Origin of the sequence: Acinetobacter sp. TAC-1 (genome assembly GCF_029025845.1) — a bacterium.
Taxonomy (GTDB): domain Bacteria; phylum Pseudomonadota; class Gammaproteobacteria; order Pseudomonadales; family Moraxellaceae; genus Acinetobacter; species Acinetobacter guillouiae.
On the sequence record NZ_CP118892.1, the window covers coordinates 4732442 to 4754587 of the forward strand.

The 22146-nt window shown below is 38.1% G+C and carries 24 protein-coding genes; 11 read left to right on the top strand and 13 right to left on the bottom strand.

The window, feature by feature from the left end; all coding sequences use genetic code 11:
• Positions 1-13 precede the first annotated feature (13 nt).
• Positions 14-1003: a taurine ABC transporter substrate-binding protein gene (gene tauA, locus PYV58_RS22115; RefSeq protein ID WP_034613263.1), complete on the bottom strand. Its 990-nt coding sequence runs from the start codon at positions 1001-1003 to the stop codon at positions 14-16.
• A gap of 362 nt (positions 1004-1365) precedes the next feature.
• On the opposite strand from tauA, the gene PYV58_RS22120 reads away from it, so the two are divergent.
• Complete coding sequence (locus tag PYV58_RS22120) at positions 1366-2373, top strand: putative solute-binding protein (RefSeq protein WP_004818132.1); 1008 nt, start codon at positions 1366-1368, stop codon at positions 2371-2373.
• Between the two features lie 127 nt (positions 2374-2500).
• On the opposite strand, the gene PYV58_RS22125 is transcribed toward PYV58_RS22120, so the two are convergent.
• A complete protein-coding gene (locus PYV58_RS22125; RefSeq protein WP_034613266.1) occupies positions 2501-3166 on the bottom strand; it encodes a glutathione S-transferase family protein in 666 nt (221 codons plus the stop codon).
• 210 nt (positions 3167-3376) lie between these two features.
• Between PYV58_RS22125 and PYV58_RS22130 the strand changes: the two genes are divergently transcribed.
• Positions 3377-4249: a LysR family transcriptional regulator gene (locus tag PYV58_RS22130; protein WP_034613269.1), complete on the top strand. Its 873-nt coding sequence runs from the start codon at positions 3377-3379 to the stop codon at positions 4247-4249.
• Positions 4250-4438: 189 nt separating this feature from the next.
• Here PYV58_RS22130 and PYV58_RS22135 read toward each other — a convergent pair whose 3' ends face one another.
• Positions 4439-4705: a hypothetical protein gene (locus PYV58_RS22135; protein WP_034613272.1), complete on the bottom strand. Its 267-nt coding sequence runs from the start codon at positions 4703-4705 to the stop codon at positions 4439-4441.
• An 826-nt stretch (positions 4706-5531) separates the two neighbouring features.
• Here PYV58_RS22135 and grpE point away from each other — a divergent pair.
• The 6 genes from grpE (at position 5532) to PYV58_RS22165 (ending at position 10019) form a co-directional block, all read left to right on the top strand.
• Complete coding sequence (gene grpE / locus PYV58_RS22140) at positions 5532-6071, top strand: nucleotide exchange factor GrpE (RefSeq protein WP_004719014.1); 540 nt, start codon at positions 5532-5534, stop codon at positions 6069-6071.
• A 166-nt stretch (positions 6072-6237) separates the two neighbouring features.
• Entirely contained in the window at positions 6238-8181 is a 1944-nt protein-coding gene (dnaK, locus tag PYV58_RS22145) for a molecular chaperone DnaK (protein WP_004719012.1), read from the top strand.
• A gap of 89 nt (positions 8182-8270) precedes the next feature.
• Positions 8271-8633, top strand: coding sequence for a MerR family transcriptional regulator (locus PYV58_RS22150; RefSeq protein WP_034613362.1), 363 nt, complete (start codon positions 8271-8273; stop codon positions 8631-8633).
• A 49-nt stretch (positions 8634-8682) separates the two neighbouring features.
• Positions 8683-8979, top strand: a complete 297-nt coding sequence (locus PYV58_RS22155) for an antibiotic biosynthesis monooxygenase (protein WP_034613276.1) — start codon at positions 8683-8685, stop codon at positions 8977-8979.
• A 108-nt stretch (positions 8980-9087) separates the two neighbouring features.
• Complete coding sequence (locus PYV58_RS22160; RefSeq protein ID WP_004719005.1) at positions 9088-9504, top strand: hypothetical protein; 417 nt, start codon at positions 9088-9090, stop codon at positions 9502-9504.
• A 2-nt stretch (positions 9505-9506) separates the two neighbouring features.
• A complete protein-coding gene (locus PYV58_RS22165; protein WP_034613280.1) occupies positions 9507-10019 on the top strand; it encodes a hypothetical protein in 513 nt (170 codons plus the stop codon).
• 9 nt (positions 10020-10028) lie between these two features.
• Here PYV58_RS22165 and PYV58_RS22170 read toward each other — a convergent pair whose 3' ends face one another.
• Positions 10029-10643, bottom strand: a complete 615-nt coding sequence (locus tag PYV58_RS22170) for a hypothetical protein (protein ID WP_227504228.1) — start codon at positions 10641-10643, stop codon at positions 10029-10031.
• 137 nt (positions 10644-10780) lie between these two features.
• Between PYV58_RS22170 and PYV58_RS22175 the strand changes: the two genes are divergently transcribed.
• The gene (locus PYV58_RS22175) at positions 10781-11701 is read left to right on the top strand and encodes a matrixin family metalloprotease (RefSeq protein ID WP_034613284.1); all 921 of its coding nucleotides are present in this window, start codon (positions 10781-10783) and stop codon (positions 11699-11701) included.
• A gap of 111 nt (positions 11702-11812) precedes the next feature.
• Entirely contained in the window at positions 11813-12196 is a 384-nt protein-coding gene (locus PYV58_RS22180; RefSeq protein ID WP_154130490.1) for a hypothetical protein, read from the top strand.
• 108 nt (positions 12197-12304) lie between these two features.
• Here PYV58_RS22180 and PYV58_RS22185 read toward each other — a convergent pair whose 3' ends face one another.
• The 6 genes from PYV58_RS22185 to PYV58_RS22210 all read right to left on the bottom strand — a co-directional run bounded on the left by PYV58_RS22185 (position 12305) and on the right by PYV58_RS22210 (position 19374).
• Entirely contained in the window at positions 12305-14383 is a 2079-nt protein-coding gene (locus PYV58_RS22185) for a TerD family protein (RefSeq protein WP_034613287.1), read from the bottom strand.
• Positions 14384-14476: 93 nt separating this feature from the next.
• Positions 14477-15766, bottom strand: a complete 1290-nt coding sequence (locus PYV58_RS22190; protein WP_034613290.1) for a lytic murein transglycosylase — start codon at positions 15764-15766, stop codon at positions 14477-14479.
• Positions 15767-16462: 696 nt separating this feature from the next.
• Positions 16463-17584 (bottom strand): 5-(carboxyamino)imidazole ribonucleotide synthase, encoded by a 1122-nt coding sequence (locus PYV58_RS22195; RefSeq protein ID WP_034613296.1) that lies wholly within the window; start codon positions 17582-17584, stop codon positions 16463-16465.
• Positions 17585-17600: 16 nt separating this feature from the next.
• Entirely contained in the window at positions 17601-18113 is a 513-nt protein-coding gene (gene purE, locus PYV58_RS22200; protein WP_004718991.1) for a 5-(carboxyamino)imidazole ribonucleotide mutase, read from the bottom strand.
• A 282-nt stretch (positions 18114-18395) separates the two neighbouring features.
• A complete protein-coding gene (locus PYV58_RS22205) occupies positions 18396-18740 on the bottom strand; it encodes a DMT family protein (RefSeq protein ID WP_034613299.1) in 345 nt (114 codons plus the stop codon).
• A gap of 64 nt (positions 18741-18804) precedes the next feature.
• Positions 18805-19374: a hypothetical protein gene (locus PYV58_RS22210; protein ID WP_034613301.1), complete on the bottom strand. Its 570-nt coding sequence runs from the start codon at positions 19372-19374 to the stop codon at positions 18805-18807.
• A gap of 205 nt (positions 19375-19579) precedes the next feature.
• Between PYV58_RS22210 and mpl the strand changes: the two genes are divergently transcribed.
• A complete protein-coding gene (gene mpl / locus PYV58_RS22215) occupies positions 19580-20947 on the top strand; it encodes a UDP-N-acetylmuramate:L-alanyl-gamma-D-glutamyl-meso-diaminopimelate ligase (RefSeq protein ID WP_034613302.1) in 1368 nt (455 codons plus the stop codon).
• Between the two features lie 44 nt (positions 20948-20991).
• Here mpl and PYV58_RS22220 read toward each other — a convergent pair whose 3' ends face one another.
• From PYV58_RS22220 to PYV58_RS22230, 3 genes are all read right to left on the bottom strand, one after another.
• Positions 20992-21369: a hypothetical protein gene (locus PYV58_RS22220; RefSeq protein WP_004818156.1), complete on the bottom strand. Its 378-nt coding sequence runs from the start codon at positions 21367-21369 to the stop codon at positions 20992-20994.
• A gap of 62 nt (positions 21370-21431) precedes the next feature.
• Positions 21432-21716, bottom strand: coding sequence for a GNAT family N-acetyltransferase (locus tag PYV58_RS22225; protein ID WP_004718976.1), 285 nt, complete (start codon positions 21714-21716; stop codon positions 21432-21434).
• 53 nt (positions 21717-21769) lie between these two features.
• On the bottom strand, positions 21770-22057 hold the full coding sequence (locus PYV58_RS22230; RefSeq protein WP_004818159.1) for a GNAT family N-acetyltransferase: 288 nt from the start codon (positions 22055-22057) through the stop codon (positions 21770-21772).
• Between the last annotated feature and the right edge of the window lie 89 nt (positions 22058-22146).

A 22146-nucleotide genomic window follows, 5' to 3' on the forward strand; every position in this document is an offset into this window, starting at 1 on the left:
ATACTTCCGATCTCTATTTCGATGTTTGAATAAAACGCGTGTTAATAAACTGTTGATAATTTGGAGAAACCTTTCTCACCAAACCTTGTGCTTTTAAAAAGTTCACTGAGTTGACAATATTTTGTGTAGTCCGCCCACCAAGGTATTGAGTGCTTAATTGCGCCTGACGATCTGGATAGGCGGCACCAGCAAGAAGCGCTGGCACATCTTGAGCATCTACGCCGGTAATTTTGGCAATTTTTTGCACTTCAGCTGAATTGGCCGTCCAACGACTTTTATTCTGGTTATAAGATTGGTAATAGTTCAGTGTCACTGTAGAAAACTTTGTTAAGACCTCAGGATGCTTCTGTGCAAAATCTTTACGTACCACCCAAACTTCAAATGTAGGTGAACCCCATTGCCCAACCTGCCCTGCATCCGTCATAACCTTGCCAGTTTTCTTAATATTGGCAAGTGCAGGTGACCAGACAAAAGCTGCATCTATATCGCCTCTGCGCCATGCTGCATTAATTTCAGCTGGTTTTAGGTTCAACAACCGTATTTGATTGGTTTTAATATTCCAATGCTGCAAAGCCCCCAATAAACTGTAATGGGAAGTCGAAGCAAATGGGGTTGCCACCTTTTTCCCAATCAAGTCTTGAGGACTATTAATGCCTGAACCATTTCTCACCACTAAGGCTTCCGCACTTTTCAGATCGGTAGAAATTAAAAATACCTCTATGGGCAAATTATTGGCAACAGCTGCCCCTAACGGACTTGAACCAATCAGTGCGATATCTACAGAACCAGAAGCCAATGCAGTTAAAACCTCTGCACCACTATTAAATAAGCGCCAATCCAGTTTTTCCCCAATCACTTTGTCATACACACCATCAGCCTGTGCAACTTTGGCAGGTTCTATGTTGGTTTGATAACCAATAACGATAGGGCGAGCATTTGCCAAACCACTATAGCTATATAAGCTTATAGCTGAGCAAAGCAAAATCAGTTGCTGAAATTTCATGATCAATGTATGGACTAGAATAAATAAAAAGAGATGGGAATCAGGTTCATGGTACGGTTTTTTTGTATATTATTAAAAATACGTTTTTTAGATTTACTTATACGTTTTATTGATTAACAAAACTTGAAATCTATTTTATTTTTCTAGATCGATCAAAATTAACAAGATTTTAATTAAGCCACTAAACCCACACCAACAATCAAAACAATATCACAATAATATTTTATTAAGATAAATAAATCACATTAAGCAAGCTATTCAATGGTTTATTCATCGGAAATAGAGTAAAAACTCTATTTTTATTCAAATAAAATTACTATATTTAGTATAAATAAAACGCGTTTTAAGTATAAGGATATAACATGAAAAAGGAATTTCTTGCCCTTACTACAATCGTATTATTAGGAATATCAAGCACCTCTCAAGCTAAACAAGAAATCTGTGTTTTTGATTTATTAGGGAAAGCTGGTGAATCCTATAAAATGATGGAAGAGTGGGCACTCGCTGCAAAAACATGGCATAGCGATGTCCAGCTGATTGCTTACCAAAATGAAGAGCTTGCTGATAAAGATTTTAAAAATGGTAAATGTGATGCGGCCTATATCACCACAATGCGTGCACGCCAATACAATAAATTCGCAGGATCAATTGACGCGTTGGGGGGTGTTCCAACCAATGCCATTGCGCTCAAGGCGATTACCTTTGTCTTGGATAAGCGTAATGTAAAACGCTTAAAAACCACGATAGACAATGAAGAAATAGAAATTGGTGGAATCGGTCAAATCGGCCCTGCCTATATCTTTGTAAATGATCGAGCCATCAATACCATTGAAAAAGGTAAAGGCAAGAAATTCGCGGTATTGGCGTATGACAAAGCGCAAATTGCAATGGTTGAACGTGTCGGGGCAATTCCTGTTCCGTCCGATATTTCCAATTTTATTAAGAAGTTTAATACCGGTGAAGTACCGATGGTGGGTGCACCAGCCTATGCCTTTAAACCCTTAGAAATGGAAAAAGGGCTTGGCTCTAAAGGTGCATTAATCAATTTCCCTGTGCTCAATGTCACTGCTGATTTGGTGTTTAGATCTCAGAAATTCCCAGCTACTTTTGGCAATGATTCTAGAACCTGGTTTATTAAGCAGCTTCCGCGTCAATTCAGTATGGTCAAACGTTTAGAAGAAGGCATCCCAGCCAAATATCGTTTGAATTTAAGTAAAGCAGATACTGAAAAATATCAAAAGCTGTTACGAGATGGACGTATGGATTTAACCCGACAAGGTATTTACGATCCAACCATGATGTCAGTGCTTAAACGGGCGCGTTGTACTGTAGATAGAACCAACTTTGAATGTTCTTTGGCGGGTGAATAAGGTCTGATCAAAATTTCTGCTGTCAAAGCTTACGTATAAATCACGTGAGCTCTAAACTAGATACGGCGCAATTGCTTAGCTTGGTTTTTTGCGCCGATTGCTGTGACACATCTCGCAACGTCCCTGACTACACCTTAACTCTACGTGATAAGGCCGAATCTCGCTTGCAAAGAGACTCTCGAAGAAGTATCTGATAGTCTGGATGTGCAGCTTCTCGCACTGATGCACGTTCAGCCAGCGCCGTGCGCCAAGCTTTTGTCTTGGGTAGATCATCAAAAAAGTGAAAATCACCGAGGCGATCAAATACATCGAAGTAACGAAATACTGGACCAAATACAGCATCCACTAGGCTGAAGTGTTCTCCAGCAAACCAAGGCCCGTTGACGAGTTCCGCCTCAACCTGCACCAGTTGTGCACGAATCAACTCGGCTTGCACATCCAGTGCCGTATCATTTTTGGCATTGTAGAAGGCGCCAATGCTGTTGAGCATTGATGAACCAAACGCCATCCATGCGCGATGCTGGGCACGGATCAAGGCATCGTTGGGATGTAAACGTGGTGTCAATGTATCTTCTAAATATTCGCAGATCACGGCCGACTCGAAAATCCGCACATCATCGACCAACAGTACGGGTGTCTTACCCAAAGGTGAGCACGCCTTGAACCAGTCTGGCTTGTTTGCCAAATCTACATCACGACGTTCGAAACAGACTCCTTTCTCCTTGAGCACAATCACAGCACGTTGCACATATGGGCACAGCACATGGCTGACCAAGATAAGATGGGGGCTCATTATGTGTTCCTCCATTCAATATTACTCAGTAAGAAACAATCACTGCACCACAACACGGCTATCCACTTAATACTTAAATGGATATGTAGCAATGCACTACTATAGAGAGCGCAAGAAGTTGTATTTGCCATAAAAACTTCCAATTTACCAATGCATAGCTTTCATCATATGATTGCAATATCACAATAAAAATAGGCAAATAAGAAAACAATGATTGCAAAATCGCAATACAAACTAGAAGCTCGTGATCTAGAAATCATTCTGGCTTTGGTACGAACGGCTAATCTTGCGAGAGCTGGTGAACAATTAAACGTCGATGCTTCAACGATTTTTCGTGCAATTCGTCGTATCGAACGTGGCTTAGGGCATCAGTTATTTGAACGCTCACGGGCGGGATATTTACCATCTGAACAAGCACAAGTACTGGCCGAACATGCCGAGCAAGTGGAAACACAGTTAGAGCAAGCCCGTTCCGCCATACAACTCACACCAGAGCAGGTATCCGGTACAGTGCGCATCGCCACCACGGATACCCTCCTACATGGTTTGCTCACGCCCGCACTACACAAACTCGCGAATATTCATCCCTTGTTGGAGTATGAGTTGCATACTGGCAATGAACTGACGAGCCTGACGCGACGTGAAGCCGACATTGCAGTGCGCGCAACCAACACTCCCCCACTCCATCTCGTAGGCAAACACATCGGTCCGATCCGAATGGCGTTATATGGCAGTAATCGTATCGAGTACGATCAACAAGTTGAGGCTGCCGTCGACTGGATCGTCCCTGACGATGGCTTACCTGAGCATCCTTCGGTAATCTGGCGCAAACGTCATCATCCCAAAGCCGTACTCCGTTATCGCGTTAACAGTATTCTCACAGTCATGGAGTTGGTGGCCGCTGGTATGGGTGTGGGAGTACTGCCGCTATTTCTTACCCAGCAACGCAGAGATCTGATCGCTTTGACCGACACCCTCGATGAATGCCAGACTGAATTGTGGCTTCTCACACATCCCGAGTCAAAGCATCTACTGCGAGTGTCCACAGTATTCCGACATCTGAGCAAGACATTGAATCTATAATGCATAGACGTTTCCGACGATATTCGTCTGTTTATTCTGCTCAATGTTGGCGCAGCTAAAAACGGCTTTATTTTATCAACCAAGAACTTATTGTTTGGATTCTAATTTATTTGTCATCGTGCTTAAATTATTGATAAAAAATCAGGCAATGGAGGCATCCATAAATTGCCTGATTTTTTATTTTAAAATTTACTGAGCTGAAGGTTGTTCAACTAAACTTGGGTCATTGGTTGCTTGAGCAGGTTGTGATTGCTGAATCGTCGCATCGCCCTCAACAGCAGTACCTTGTTGCGTCGGATCTACAGTCGCAGTTTGTGCTGATTGCTGTTGATCTGCAGAACCCATTGGTGCTGATAGGGTTGTTTCAGGTGCTTGGGTTGTTTCACTTGATGTACACGCCGTACTCATGACCGCAACACCAGCCAATAGCATAAAAATAAGACCTGATTTTTTCATCATAAATTCCTTTATCACTCTATCAAAAAACGGCAACACAGGACTGCGTTGTCGTGCTGACTATGATTGCTATTTTTTCTGAAAACTTCGTTGAAGCTTGGTTAGACTTTTAAGGTGTTGCCGTATAAGTTATGCAAAGTTTATTAAATCAATGATTTAGGTTGACCGATTTTATTTTTCATTATACTTGTTTCATTTCGCTGGGTTTTTTGATGGGATTTAATGTGGTTAGGCAAAAGTCAGCCTGATAAAAGATATACTTTTACCATAAAAGTTTCGCATTACTTACATTGTTAATGGCTTTTAACAAGACAAAAAAAAGCTTACCCAAGAAGATTGGATAAGCTATGAAAACATTGTTCAAACTAAAAAAAGAAACTACAGCCATAGAATCTATGAAGCATGATAATTAAATTATTGCTTTTTCGCAAAGCCTTATTTTCAATAAGTTTAATCGGTTTTACATATGAATTAAGTATTTTAATCTATTCATTCAATTTTAATTTTTGAATTTACTCATCATTTTTAAGCAATAACCGCATCAATTCCCCATAAATTTAAATTTTTAATCTAAAAAAATAATCATTGATTTGATGATTATTCCAACAAAAATATCTTTAAATTTTGGGATTTCTCTCTTAGATCATCTTTTTTCACTGAATTTCATTAAATAATGTCTAAAACTGCTTGAATTTTAGCGGCTCGCCCACATTTCTTATTCATTAATGAATTAAACGATCATGGCAGTTCAAAAATGAACACAGTGCAAAACTGCTGCCGATAAGGACTGTACATGTTTAAGAACCCATTTAAACGGAGTAAATCAATGGCAACTGAGCAGAATCAAGAAGCCCAAGATATTCAAAACGAGCAAGCCGAACAGCAAACTCAGGCTGAAAATGAACAGGTTGAAGTTACCGTTGAAGCTTTACAGGCTCAAATCAGTCATCTTGAAGAAAGCTTAAAACTCGAAAAAGCACGTACTGCAAATGCAGTTTATGAAGCACAAAAAAGTGTAGAACGTATTCAACGTGATGCTGAAAAGCATAAAGACATTGTGTTAGAAAAGTTTGCGAAAGAATTATTAAATTCTGTCGATAACCTTGAGCGTGCGATTCTCGCAGGTGGTGATGAAGAAACACCTGTACTCGAAGGCGTAAAACTGACCTTGAAATCACTTCTCACCACTTTAGAAAAATTCGGTGTTGTTGAAGCAGACACAACCAATGGTTTTAACGCGGACTTACATCAAGCTGTCGGGATCGACCCAAATGCACAAGCTAACCAAATTGGCACAGTTTTGCAAAAAGGCTACACCTTAAATGGTCGACTACTTCGCCCTGCAATGGTGATGGTTGGTCAATAAGCGTAATAAATAGGAGCTTTTTAAAAATATTTTCATGAATTTTCACAAATCATGACTTGAAAATTTTTGAATGGCTCTCATATCGGATAACAAGAAAATCCCTTTTAACTCCCCTTTGCAAAAAGAGGAAACCAGGGATTCAAAAGAATTTAGAGGAATTTGATTTATGGCTAAAATTATTGGTATTGACTTAGGTACAACGAATTCATGTGTTGCTGTACTTGAAGGCGATAAAGTTAAAGTGATTGAAAATGCTGAAGGTACCCGTACAACACCTTCTATCGTTGCATATAAAGATGGCGAAATTCTTGTGGGTCAATCTGCTAAACGTCAAGCAGTGACCAACCCTAAGAATACATTATTCGCAATCAAGCGTTTAATTGGTCGTAAGTATCAAGACCAAGCAGTACAAAAAGATATCGGTATTGCACCATTCAAAATCATCAAAGCTGATAATGGTGATGCTTGGGTTGAAGTAAACGACAAAAAACTTGCGCCGCAACAGATCTCTGCAGAAATTTTGAAAAAAATGAAAAAAACTGCGGAAGATTATTTAGGTGAAACAGTAACAGAAGCTGTTATTACAGTTCCTGCTTACTTCAATGATGCACAACGTCAAGCAACAAAAGATGCTGGTCGTATTGCTGGTCTAGAAGTTAAACGTATCATTAACGAACCAACTGCTGCTGCACTTGCGTTCGGTATGGACAAAAAAGAAGGCGACCGTAAAGTTGCTGTATATGACTTAGGTGGTGGTACATTTGACGTATCAATCATTGAAATCGCTGACTTAGATGGCGACCAACAAATCGAAGTATTGTCAACCAATGGTGATACATTCCTTGGTGGTGAAGACTTTGATAATGCATTGATCGACTATTTGGTTGAAGAGTTCAAGAAAGAGCAAAACTTCAACTTGAAACAAGATCCACTTGCATTACAACGTTTAAAAGAAGCAGCTGAAAAAGCTAAAATTGAGCTTTCTTCATCTAATTCGACTGAAATTAACTTGCCATACATCACTGCGGATGCAACTGGTCCTAAACACTTAGTGATGAATGTAACACGTGCCAAACTAGAAGGTTTAGTTGCTGATTTAGTTGCGCGTACAATTGAGCCTTGCCGTATCGCACTTAAAGATGCAGGTCTTTCGACTTCTGACATCTCTGACGTGATCTTGGTTGGTGGTCAATCACGTATGCCAATGGTTCAACAGAAAGTACAAGAGTTCTTCGGTAAAGAACCTCGTAAAGATGTGAACCCGGATGAAGCTGTTGCAATTGGTGCTGCAATTCAAGGTGCGGTATTGTCTGGTGACAAAACTGACGTACTTTTACTTGACGTAACACCATTAACACTTGGTATCGAAACCATGGGTGGCGTATTAACTGCAATTATTGAGAAAAACACCACGATTCCTGCGAAGAAATCTCAAGTGTTTTCTACAGCAGCAGATAACCAACCAGCGGTAGATATTTCAGTTTACCAAGGTGAACGTAAAATGGCTCAACAAAACAAATTGTTGGGTAACTTCCAATTAGGCGACATTCCACCTGCGCCACGTGGTGTGCCACAAATTGAAGTATCGTTCGACATCAATGCTGATGGTATCTTAAAAGTATCAGCAAAAGACAAGAGCACTGGTAAAGAACAGTCGATCCAGATCAAAGCAAACTCTGGTTTGTCTGATGCTGAAATCGAAGCAATGATCAAAGATGCTGAAGCAAATGCTGAAGAAGATCGTAAGTTTGAAGAGCTTGCAAAAGCACGTAACGAAGCTGATGCTTTAGTTGCTTCTGCAAACAAAGCTGTGAAAGATCTTGGCGAACAAGTCACTGCTGATGAAAAAACTGCAATTGAAGCAGCAGTTTCTGAGTTAGAAGTGACTGCAAAAGAAAATGATGTTGATGCGATTAAAGCAAAAACTGAAGCTTTACAAAACATCATTATGCCGATCACTCAACGTGCTTATGAAGCAGCTCAAGGTCAAGGCGGCGCTGAAGGCTTCGATCCTAACCAATTCGGTGGTGATGCAGGTCAACAACAGCAAAAAGCTGATGATGGCGTTGTAGATGCTGAATTCACTGAAGTTAAAGATGACAAAAAATAATTTGTCACTTTAATCTTAGAAAACCGCTCAAGAGATTGAGCGGTTTTTTTATATGATCTATTTTTATCCGTAAAGCTATGGAGTCACTTTTGTTTATCTCTGATACCTCTAAAAAAACAGGACTCTCTATCCATACTCTTCGTTATTATGAACAAATAGGCTTGCTGAAAAATATCCATCGTAATCAATCTGGGCGACGTGTATATACCAAACTTGATCTGGAATGGCTTGAATGGGTAAAACGCTTAAAATCAACAGGTATGCCTTTAGAAAAAATGCAAGATTTTGCCCAATTTCGACTACAAGGAGAACAAACCTTAAAACAAAGACAAGCTCTTCTTATTGCCCATTCTGCTCAATTAAAACAAGAAATTCAAAGACTCAAGCAAGAACAAAGCATTGTTGACTATAAAATTGAAATATATGCACAAAAAATGCTTGAGCTAGAGTGAACTCGAGCAGTTAATATTTTTGACTCACGATTTGAGTTAGGAGTAGATAATGTTAAGTTCAGGTTTTTACATCACCGCAGAATTAAAAATTAAAGATAAAAACAAAATCTTAGAAACCTGTGAAGCCTTACAAGCATTATGTAAGCTCACTCTTCAACAAGAACCGGGATGTAGCTTATTTCAACTGCATCAATGCCAACAAGAGCCAACTCGTTTACTACTTTGGGAACGCTTCGACTCGGAACAGGCTTACCATGCGCATTTTAAACAGCCCTATACACAACACTACCTTTCCAAAGATTTAACCGAAGTGGTGCAACATTTCGTCAGTGATATTGTGCTATAAAAAAGCTCGAAAAATCACTCCAGTCATCGAGTGGTTTTTCTTATTGATCAATTGCCAATCTTCACTAAATCTTTTATCTTAATTATCACAATAATAATGAGTCAAATGATGAAAAACTCTCCTGCTGTATCCAATACAGTGTATTACAGCTTGATCATAGCGCAATTTATATTGCCTATCATTGCAGCAGTCATCGATATTTACAGTACTGAACCCGAGTTAGAACTTCTGGATAAAACACTCTACCAAGACCCGCAAGCTTGGGAATTGGGAGTGATGTCGATTGCAGGTTTAATCATCCTCATTATCACATTTGGTTTATGTTTAAAAAAAGAATGGGCAAGAAAAGCTTATCTCTATACATTTTTCCCAATATTTCTGATTTATTTTATGCCCTTTATGCATTGGATTTACATGACCAGTTATGCAGCGATATTTAACGATCTGGCCTTTGTTTGTTCTGGAATTTTATTGATGATTTTAGTGACTCCATCACTATATCGACCTATTTTTGAACACGATTAATCATGTATAAAACGCTTGCCATCAGCATTGGCTTATATCTCTTTTTAGAGATTCTATGTCATGGTTTTGCATTTTTTGCAGGTAAAATAGTGAGTAAAGCGGATAAACAAAAGCTCAATCATCCTTTGCACCTTGAATTTACACGGCAAACTTTTTATCGCACCATGTTACTGGTCAGCATTGTATTGATGAGCCATTTTTATACTGAAATTGCCTATTTTGAGCAGAATGCTTGGATTCGTTTGACATTGAGTATCAGCATTATTTTACTCATCCTATTTATACTCTGGTGGCTAAATGCTTTTATTCTGCGCCAAGTGGTTTTAAAGCAACAACAATCTGTCACTCCGGTATTTAAACAGAAAATCAGCTATATCATGTTGCATCCCTTACAATTCAAAGCTTTATATATCAGCCCTGACTATTTAAAAAGATCTGTTTGGATGAATCGATTACTCAGTGTTTTTGCTTTTATTCTCTTATTTATTGATATCCAAGTCCTGTTTAACGCTTAAATAAACTGATTAAGTGAATGAACCTTCCATCGCGATGCCCAAACTCAGCGCGATGATGGTAAATAATCCTTTCATCAACAAAAGTAATCCTGCAAATATGCAAATGATCATGATGATTCTTTGCTTTTTGCTCAGGCTTTCACGTATCTGTAAATTGTATAGACTGTCAGCTTGTTTTTGCATGGATAAATGATCGGTGATGGTCTGAGAAATCTTATCTTCGATTGGGTTTAATGACGAACCATCGAGTACCTCTAAACAATAGTGTCCAACATCCAACTCACAATAAAACATCAGCATTGAAGCACGAGAAAAACCATTTTTACTTGCCCTTGCAATACTTGGTGATAGCTTCACAATCTGCTGAAGATCTGTATTGGTGATTTGTGGATGAATCAATAGCATAGGTGAAAGTTTAAATAATGGACCCTCTTGCCAAATTGCATAGCCGCCCTTTTTGCTGATTTTAAAATTTTTAATTTTTTGATTTAAGGCTAAGTCCAGCACTAAACGTGATCGAAATATAAGAAATAGGCTGTAGAAAGCCCTTATCAAACAAGCGATACCAAGGATTAGAGAAATCCAGCCTAAAATCAGCGTTCCATTCATATTACTGCTTTCCATCTAAAGCTGACTGCTAAAAACATCATCAATTGAAATCAATATTTGTATTGATCACGCAAGCTTTACTTGCTTAAGCATTTGCGATTGTTATATTTTCAGATAAATTATCCTCAACAACAATTATTTTTAAATCAATCATGCGTTTTTGGATTCTAGTCTGTGTAATTGCCTTTACTGCTTATTTTGCGATACAGCGCATGATGTATCCGCAATTGAATCATAATTCTGCCATTGATCGTATCACTCATCCTTTAGATACTCGCTTACGTTATCGTATTGGCGAGGTAGATCCACGTTTTCATGTTAGTAAACAGCAAGTACAAAATTTGGCGCAACAAGCCACGGATATTTGGCATCAAGGGACCATGAAAAGTCTCTTTGTTTATGATGATCATGCCAAACTGACGATTAACTTAATTTATGACGAACGCCAAGCGGAATCTAGCGCCAGAAACCAAGAGTTGCGTATTTTGCAAAATACCCAACAATATACACAAAGTGAAAAGCAAAAAATTCAGCAACTTCACGCTGAATTAGATCGCACCAATGATGAGCTTGATCTGCAAAAAACCAATTATCAACGTAAAGTTGACCAGTATAATCAGCTGATCAATACCCTTAATCAATCCCATCAAAATTTAGATGCCACAGCAAGATTGCAGTTAGATCAGCAGAAAAATCAACTGATCATCGAGCAGAACCAACTCAAACAGCAGTTAGATATTTATAATCAAAAAGTCTATGAGTTAAATCGCCAAGTTGAACAACTCAACGCTGTCAATCAACAATACAATCAATCTGTGGATCACTTTAATAGTCGTTTCCAACCGCGCCAATTTGATAAAGGCGTATTCGATGGTAAAACCATTAATATCTATGAATTTACATCGAACGAAGATTTACGTGTCACGATTGCACATGAACTTGGGCATGCTTTGGGCTTAGCGCACAATAATGATCCTAAAGCACTCATGTACCCAATGATGAAAGAACAAGATTTGAAAAATTTTAGATTAACCACAGCGGATTTAGCCATGCTAAACTCAAGACAACGATAAGCAAAATTTAGCGATGATTATCAATTTTAAATCCATAATTTATTTATGTATTTAAATCAGTTTTATGCAAAATCATGTTATTGTGAATCCCTGAAGCAATAAATTGAGGAGATGACTGTGAGCTATTATCATATTATTTTAGAAGTAAATGATCATATCAGCACGATTGAGCAAACTCGTGATATTGAAATTTTTGATATTACTGAACTTCAACCTTATCTCCATTCGATTCTGCTGCCTTATTTCAACGAACAGATCATTGAACTAGAAGACGACAATGTCGAGTTTAAAGATGTTCTACACCTTGAAATTAAACAGACCTTATTGCCAATTCAACATTTAATTGAAGAAGAACAAAAACAGTTACCTAGCGATACCGACGTAACCATTACAGCCTATGAAATCTTTAATGATCGTGATCATACACAGGATGTTACCGCTGTCATTTTAGATGTCTTAGAGGCGGTCAAAATTGATCCTTTCGCAATTGAATAATCCACATAAAAAAAGGTCTGCTTATGCAGACCTTTTAACATTTGGTGAGGGAAAGCTTTGTCACTAATTTCAGAGTAGAAGGAAGCAACGAAATAGCCCTCAGCAACACTATAAATAATTGGCTAAAATATTGTCAATATCTACAGGACGAATTCCTTCATCTACACTAAAAATATGTTCTGCTCGAACTCGTTCAGTGACACGTTGCCCTCTAGCTCGAATATGTAAATCAAATAGATCATAGAGGTTCGGGAAAGTTTTTTCTGTCATGGCATACTGCATCAGCGACATACTGGATAAATGACCAAAAACGGTGTTATCGATACTTGGCGTAGCTGTCATCGCCAAATCTGTCCAAATCACTTCACGCTTTTCTAGGTCAATGATCAGTGGAATGGTAAAACTGCTTTTTGAAGTCACATCAAATTTATGCTGAACCGTGGTTGGTTCATAAATCTGACCTTGTTGTGCGTCCTCTCGCATCATAAAACCAGCAAAACAAATAGGTAAATCACAATAATTTTGCTGAGTATAACTATTGATACTCATCATCACATAGCGAATTCCCAGAGATAATGCCTTTGAAATATCAATGTCAATAAATTCAGATGCACCTTTTGGTGCTGAAGTAATATCACCGCTATGCACTGCAAAACTTTCTTTTAAATTATAAAAAGCAATTGTTGCTTTAACTGTATGTTCTGCATCAAAAACCAATGCGGATAAGTCTATATCCACCCTTTCTGAGTCAGAATCTTTCCAATAAATAAAAAATCGGACAGTATTGCCAAGATCCAAAGCTAAACGGCTCCCTGCTGCAATGGTTTTCAATGCTTTACTTGCTGCTCGTTGCGCAAAAGGTACACTATAATTTTTCAACTGATCATCCAGATAGCAAGCACCTAATGGTGAAAGTTTACTGAAACGCTGAATAATACTTTGCTCACATAGGGTTGTTATTTGTGTTGTTATGACTGCAGACAAAGGCACTAAATTGTTTTTGATTGCAAACACTTTAGCAGACTGACCTTTTGGGAAAAAGGTTCGATATTTTAAAGTTCGATTTTGCAGAAAATAGTGCTTGATCTGAAACAGTAAAGCGATCGGTACTGCATCTATAACTGTTTTAAATGCATCAAGCAATTGTTGCTGTTGCACAGGAAATTGCTTTAAACAGTGCTGTAACCTACGCGCAAACTCTCCTGGTCTTTGTTTTAAAAGTTTCACCACATCTTCAAATTGATGGCTTTGTAATGCAATTTCTATCTTTTGGCTGAACCGTTCAGGCTTTTTATTTTCAAGAATATGCTGAAATGCTATACAGGTTTTAGGAAAATGCTTTTGATAACTAAACGGATGTATCCGCTCAATCACACGTTTCCACGGTTCTGGATAACGAAATAAATCTTCCTGAATATTTAGGCAGTTTTCCAACAATGTTAGTAATATTCGTCGTTGAGACTTTTTCAAAGAAATCAATTTACAAGGTTCTGCCAAACTGACATCACCATCTGACAATGCAACATAAATCCGTAAGACATCAGTTGAAGTCTGTACATGAAGTTGTAACTGTTGCACAGCCCATAATTGCAAACACAAATATTGAGCGCTGACGATCGCCTGTACTTCTTTATGCTGAAATTTTTCAGGCAAATATTGCAACCCTTTAGATCCAAAATCTCTTATTAAGTAGATAAGATCTGCATGATCCTGCTGATTTAACGATTTTTTTGTATTTAACAGGTTTGAAAATAATGTGGTTAATTCAGTGCCATCCGCAAGATCCAATACATTAAGAATCCTTTTGTTTAATGCTTTTCTAGGTTCAATTTGATATTCAGGTAAGAGGCGTATTCCCAAAAAATCACCAAGATAATGGGCAAATGCATTACGATATAGTTCTGACTCCGACATTTCATATACTTGTTGCGGAAAATTTGGATACATGGGTTTATATTTCACATGTGCCCCATACATCTTTTTAATACAACCCAAAGTATTTTTATAAAATTCATCAAATTGCGTATCAGACAATTTTAATATTTCAGTGCAGAGCTGTTCAGAGCAACTAAAACCAATTCTTTCAAAGTTTGCCAATAAATTGATTAATTTATGAATGGATTGACTCGACTGTCCCTGTGAAAGCTTGATTTTGTTAAATCTTCTGATTAAAAGTTCATTATTCATTGTTATGACTTTCTAAAATTTATAAATTACATCATAAAAGAAAAACCTGATTATTCATCAGGTTTTTCGCAAAAATCATGCAAAACTTTTTGATTAACGCATCATATTCTTTGCCTCTTCATTTCTAAAAGCTTTTAAAATCTGTTGCCCTGCTCGCCCTGTTGGGCTTAATCCTAACTTCACTTGCTCTTGCTGAATAGCCTGACGCGTTTTATCGCCAATCAAGCCATCTGCATCGCCAATCGCATAGCCTTTTTTCAATAAATAATTTTGAATTTCTCGGCGTTCTGTACGAGATGTTCCTGCATCGTCAGTTGGCCATGCGGTTTGAAAACCGCCCTTGCCTTGTAAACGATCAGACAAATGTGCAATTGCCAGTGCATAACTTTCCGCAGCATTGTACGAATAAATTGCATCAAAGTTTTTAAACACCAAGAATGCTGGACCATTTGCACCCGCAGGCATCATTAAACCAGCCTGAGCGCCTTCCGATAAATTGCCTTGAATGATTGGAGTACCGTCAACACGAGTAAAACCACGATTTACCCAAGTGCTCAACGATTTTTTATTACGACGACTTTCACCACCTACAGAGGCGCCAGCTGGAATTTTTACTTCAAAGCCCCACGGCATTCCCGTTTGCCAGCCACGTTTTTTCAAAAAGTTTGCTGTTGATGCCAAAGCATCCGAAGTACTTGAAACCAAGTCACGTCGACCATCACCATCAAAATCTACAGCCAACTCTTCATACGTTGAAGGCATAAATTGAGTATGACCAAATGCCCCAGCCCATGAACCTTTTAACTGTTCTTCGCGTAAATCACCTCGTTGTAAAATACGCATTGTGGCAAAGAATTCACCTCGGAAATAACCTTGTCGACGCCCTTCACAACTTAAAGTTCCCAACGCTTGTAATAAAGGATATTTTCCTGAAATGTCACCAAAATTACTTTCCACGCCCCAAACAGCAACAACCGTTTCTGCTGGAACGCCGTAAGCTGCTGAGACACGGTTTAAAACTTCACGATGCTGAGCCAGCATTTGACGGCCTTTCTCTACCCGCTCTTCATCGACCAAACCTGAAAGATAATCCCAAATCGGTGTTGAAAACTCAGGTTGATAATCCAGTTTGCTGATGACCGAATAATCAGGCGTTAGATTTTGCGTATAACGATCAAAGGTTGTGCCACTAACACCTGAACTGATTGCTTGCGAACGTAAATTTGCAATACAGCTTTGAAAATTAGAATTGGGTGTATAGCTTGTATTCGGTGTTGTTGTGATTGGTGAGCTAGATACAGCCTGACCGTTAATGATTAATTCAGCATTGGCATGCGATGCTGCCAACAAAACAGATCCACAAATCAAAGTTAAATGACGCATAATATCCACAAAATGGTTTTAAATTTAAATTATGTGAATACCATAGCAGTCTGTGAATAAAATGACAGATGTAAAAACGTAAATTTTGAATTCATTTTTCGATTTTAAATTCATAACCCACAGTTCACTGTTTTGAATTTAAATATAGTTATCCACACCCAAGCAAACTTATCATTTTTTAAATTCAAAACTTTCACACAAATTTGAATTCAAAAAACATCATTATTTTAGCAACCTTAGCTTTAAATTTAAAATTCCACTCAATCCCATAAAAACTCGCTTAAGTGTTTATTTTTATCCACAATTTGGATTTTGGATTGGTGAATCAAAACTTATCCACAGTCGTTATTTTCACTTCGAGCAAGCAAAAGTTTAAATTTAAAGTTTTAAATTCAAAAAACACCTTCAAGTTAATTTAAATTCAAAGTGGATAACTTTTTGGGTTTTGCTGTTAATACTTTTGAATTCAAATGTTCTAAACCCTTTAAATTTGAACTTTGAATTTAAAAATAGATGCTTGTTTTTCTGTTTATTGAAGCTGTTTTTATCATCATTCTTGTGTTTATAGCCCCAGAAAATGATCCATTTTTGGGTCATTGCTTAGCAATAAAATAGGGGGAGCGTCATGATACAGAACAGTAGAATAGAAAAAAGCGGGCAAGAGTTTGACCGCTTTTTTTACATACAAAATCAAGCTTAAATGTTCATATCTTCGCTTAATGACAATGGATTCGGTAAAATCTTCGCCAATTGACGACATAAAGTCGTTAATTCAGCAGCATCATTTGGCATCAGGGTGATATGACCAATTTTACGACCTTCACGTTCTGTTTTATTATAAAGGTGTAAATGTGCACCTTTTAACGCTAAAACATCTTCGGATTTAGGGTGTTGCCCGATGATATTTACCATCACTGTTGGTCGAACCACTTCGGTTGAACCGAGTGGTAAACCTGCCACTGCGCGAATGTGATTTTCAAATTGCGAACATACTGCGCCTTCAATTGACCAATGCCCAGAGTTATGCACACGTGGTGCCATCTCATTGGCATATAAGCCTTTTTCAGTCACAAACAATTCAAGTGTTAACACACCAACATAGTTCAAATGGTTTAACAAACGGGTGATGTATTCCTGCGCAACGGGCTGTAAATCAGCACTGTTTGGAGCAGGAACTATTGAATGCGAAAGAATACCATTGTGATGATGATTTTCAGCCAAAGGCCAAGTTTTTACATCACCATCAATACCACGCACCGCAATAATTGACACTTCACGAGAAAAAATCACAAAACTTTCAGCGATTAATGATCCTGCTGGCCCCAACTCAGCCCATGCTTGATCAATTTGATCCACTGAACGCAGTACAAATTGACCTTTACCATCATAACCACCTGTCGCAGTTTTAAGTACGATTGGTAAGCCTAATTCACTCACTGCAAGCTTAAGCGTCTCCAATGAATCGACTGCTTTATACGGCGCAACAGGAATTTCCAGCTCATCAAATAAAGCTTTTTCAGAAAGGCGATGTTGTGCGATTGCTAAAGCTTGGCGTGGCGGATACAGATCTTTTTGCTTGGTTAATACATCAACATCAATCAATGGCGTATTTTCAAATTCCAGACTAAAAACATCTGCACTGGCAATAAAATCTTGTAACCCATTTTCAGCTTTAGTGCTAAAAACTTGTCCCAATATTGCAGATGGACAATCCGCATCAGCTTCAAAAAATGTGCATTGGATATTTAATGGGAGCGCAGCTTGCGCCATCATACGGCCGAGTTGACCACCACCAAAGATACCGATGGTTTTATTCATAACCTGTGTCCCGTTTTTAAGCTTGACCCGGAATATTTTTACTTGCCACTTTATCGGTTTGAGCGGCACGGAAATCTGCAACATTTTTTGCGATTTCAGGGCGAGTTAAACCTAAAATTTGAGCGGCCATGATTGCGGCATTGGTTGCACCCGCAGGGCCAATTGCCAATGTGCCAACTGCAATACCTGCAGGCATTTGTACAATAGACAACAATGAATCAACGCCATTTAAAATTGAAGATTTCACAGGAACACCCAGCACAGGCAAATCTGTTTTTGCTGCGCACATTCCTGGTAAATGTGCTGCACCACCAGCACCAGCAATAATCACCTGAATACCACGTTCACGTGCTGTTTCAGCATATTCAAATAAGCGGTCTGGCGTACGATGCGCAGAAACAACTTCGGCTTCAAAAGGAACACCAAGCTGTTTCAGCATATTGGCAGTGTTTTCGAGAGTTGCCCAGTCTGATTGAGAACCCATAATAATTCCAACGAGAGGAGCGTCTTGTACAGCGGCCGCATTCATTGCATATATTCCATAAACGAATGTAAGGAAGTTTAAATACTGGTGATCAGTGTTTAAATGAATATCAAGAAGCTCGCTATTATAGACTGATTTTTCATCTCACGAAAATTTAACAGACGTAGGAAGTCAATTTTTTTTAAAGGAGCAGCCTAAAAGCCGTTTAACTTGAGAATAAATATGATCTCAACCCCGTAAATAACAGAAAAATTGCTAAAGATTGGGACATGAGACGAATATGCTGTCTGAGTGAAATCCGTTTTAATTCACATCATCACAGCTCATCTACTGGCTTCTAAACACAAAAAACACGCAGCCCATTAAACATAAACCCGCCCATAAATAATCTAATTTAAATGGTTGTTTAAACAAGAAAATCATAAACGGAACAAACACCAACAGTGTGACCACTTCTTGGGTGATTTTCATTTGCCCCAACGACCAACCATGTTGCGCCAATAGACGTGTTGCGGGAATCATAAAGCTGTATTCAAGTAAGGCAATGATCCAACCAAACAAGATCGCTTGCCACAGAGGTGCATCATGTAAGAATTTTAAATGCCCATACCAAGCCAAGGTCATAAAACAGTTGGAGATAATTAGTAATAAAAGGGGGAGAGATAAAGCCATTTTTAACTCAACAATTATGTATGCCTCAATAGATTACACTGCATTTTTTAAAAGTAAAAAATCTTCAATCTTGATCATGATGACGTGCATACCAATACACATGAGTGGCAAAGAATCTGGATTTGGCACGAACAGGATAAAACTCCAATTCACTTTGAGCTGTTTTTAAAAATTTAAGTAATAATCGACGCTTATTTTCATTAACAATACTTCTATAAGAAGAATCATTTAAAAATATTTTTTGACCCTGATCGAGATAAAAATGAATTGAAACTTTTGAATTGAATAATAAAGGTGATTTGGTTGAATAATCATAACTGTAAAAACCTAAAATTTCCTGTTTGGCATATTTTTGCGGTGCTTTTTGATTGAATTGAAGATACATATACTGATCATCAAACCAAATGGAGACATCTTTAGTAAATAGTCGGATTAGGCTTGTCGTTGTAGCAAAATAAAACAAAAACGTTAAGCTTACTGGACCTAAATAAAAACCGTCACCCAACAAAGAATAATAAGCAATGCCATAAATCAACATTACTGGCAAAGCAATCAATAAACTACTGATCGAAGAATAAGGATAAATTTGATTTAAGACGAATTTTTTCGCTGTTCTTTTTCGAAATTTTGACATGTCTGACAACAATAAATTTTATTTTACGGTCTATATTCAACTGCAAATATGCAGGATTTTATCCGTAAAAGCTATCCTTTAAAATCGTAACAAGAAAAACTATCTTTTCGCCTTAACCCTTGCTATCGTTGCTTTCAAATCAAATGAAACGGCTACACCACAACAACAAAGTGATGTGTCTATAAAAGCACTGGAGTTAACACGAATGCATCTGCATATTTTGGGTATTTGCGGCACCTTTATGGGTTCATTGGCGCTATTGGCGCGTGATTTAGGACATAAGGTCACCGGTTCAGATGCGAACGTTTATCCACCGATGTCGACCCAACTCGAAAATGCTGGCATTACCTTAATGCAAGGCTATGACCGTAGTCATTTACAACCACATCCAGATCTTGTCATTGTAGGCAATGCAATGAAGCGTGGTATAGATGCGGTGGAATATATGCTCAATGAAGGTTTAGCATATATTTCAGGTCCACAATTCCTTGCTGACCATGTTTTGCAAGGTAAACATGTGCTTGGTGTTGCAGGTACCCATGGTAAAACCACAACAACAACAATGCTGGCTTGGGTACTGGATCAAGCAGGTTTAAATCCAGGCTTTTTAATTGGTGGTGTCCCTTTAGGCTTTAGTGAAAGCGCACGTTTAGGTGGTGGAAAATATTTCTGTGTAGAAGCAGATGAATATGACTCTGCTTTTTTTGATAAACGCTCTAAGTTCGTACATTACCATCCAAAAACTGCGATTTTAAATAATCTTGAATTTGACCATGCCGATATTTTTGATGATCTAGCAGCGATTCAAAAACAGTTCCATCATTTGGTTCGTACTATTCCAAGTGAAGGTCGTATCATTGCCCCAATTAGCGAAACCAATATTGATGAAGTATTGCAAATGGGTTGTTGGACACCTGTCGTAAGGACTTCACTTGACGCCAATAACAGTGCTGAAGTTTATGCTGAACAGCTTTCTACGGATGGTTCACATTTTAAAGTGCTTCAACACGGCGTAGTAAAAGGTGAAGTGAAGTGGAATATGACAGGTCAACACAGTGTTGCCAATGCTTTGGCAACCATTGCAGCAGCTGAACATGTCGGCGTTTCAATTGAAACAGCATGTGAAGCCTTATCGAATTTTGGTGGGGTGAAACGCCGAATGGAATTACTTGATACGGTGAATGGTATTGAGATATATGATGACTTTGCCCATCACCCAACTGCGATTGATACAACGCTTGAAGGTGCACGTAAACGTTTAGGCGAACGTAAGCTTTGGGCGATTATTGAACCACGTTCAAACACCATGCGTATGGGCAGCCATAAAGATGGCTTAGCATATTCTGCACGTCTTGCAGATGAAGTGATGTGGTATCAACCTGAAGGTCTGGACTGGGATTTACAGCCTGTCATTGACGCTGCAACCAATAAAGCCGTTGTGGCTCGTACACTGGATGACATTATCAGTACCGTTGTTACACAAGCAGGTGAGGGCGATGCTGTGGTGATTATGTCCAATGGTGGTTTTGGTGGATTACATCAAAAATTGATTGCAGCATTAAAAGCAAAATAAGTCGAAATAACGTGTAGAAAACCCACAAAATTTTGTGGGTTTTTTTATTGATTTACTGAGGGTGTACTTTCAATAAGTTTAAAATCCTTAAGCTTGACCCAACCTTCAACCAGATCATCTTCTATATTTTGATTTGGATCATTAAATATCACATAAACCCAGTGTTGTTTTTTTCTGTCTTTATAGATTGAATAAGCCGTGACATTATCATTTTGAAGCACAAAAGTATCATTCATCTTACAGATGTTTTTGGGCGCTGAATAAAAATAAATACGATGTTTAGATTTGCCTAACAACTCCCAACGTGGCTGTATTTCTTGCTCTTTTTTATAGGTTTGTAAATTTAATTCAAAACAACTCATTGCTAAACTGAACGATGAACTGCTCAATAACAATACAGTGATTATCATTTTTTTAAACATGTTTAATCTTCTAACCGAATCTGAATCTGAACGGCCCAATGAGTATTGGGCACACAATAAAGCTAAGCTTTCACATCAACAAAACTTTTATCACGTCTAAACATGACTTCGACATAGGAACAAGTGGGTACAATTTTAAGCTGCTTTTCACGTGCAAACTCAACCAAAGTATCCAACAACTGACGCGCAATTCCTTGACCACGCAAGGAGTCATCTACCCAAGTATGGTTCGCAATGATCTGATGCTCACCATGCCATAAATAACTGATCTCAGCAATTCGCTTACCTTGTTCATTATCAAAGTAAAATTCACCTTTTTGTTGATTATCTACATGTTGGAATTGCATATATTCTTTCTCATGGATGTTCTATAACACAATCCCACTGTAGCAAAGCAAACTTAAGATTTCAAAACATCATGAATCGATTGATCTTTATCAAATACTGATTTTGAAAAAGGGCAGAGTGGAATAATTTTCACATTCTTTGAGCGAGCCATCTCTACAACTTGATCTAATAATTTTCGACCTACACTTTGACCACGCAATTCATCTTCTACAAGTGTATGGTCAATAATCAACATATTTTCACCCGCCCATGTGTACGCCATTTCAGCCAAATGGTGACCTTCTTCACCAATATAAAATTCACCTTTTTTACCATCATCTTTATGTCTGATTTCTAACATTTTATTTACTCTTATATACGTTTAAATTTATAGGCCTATTCAAAATGCCATAACTATATTTGAATTATTGTTAAATTTTGTCTGACAGT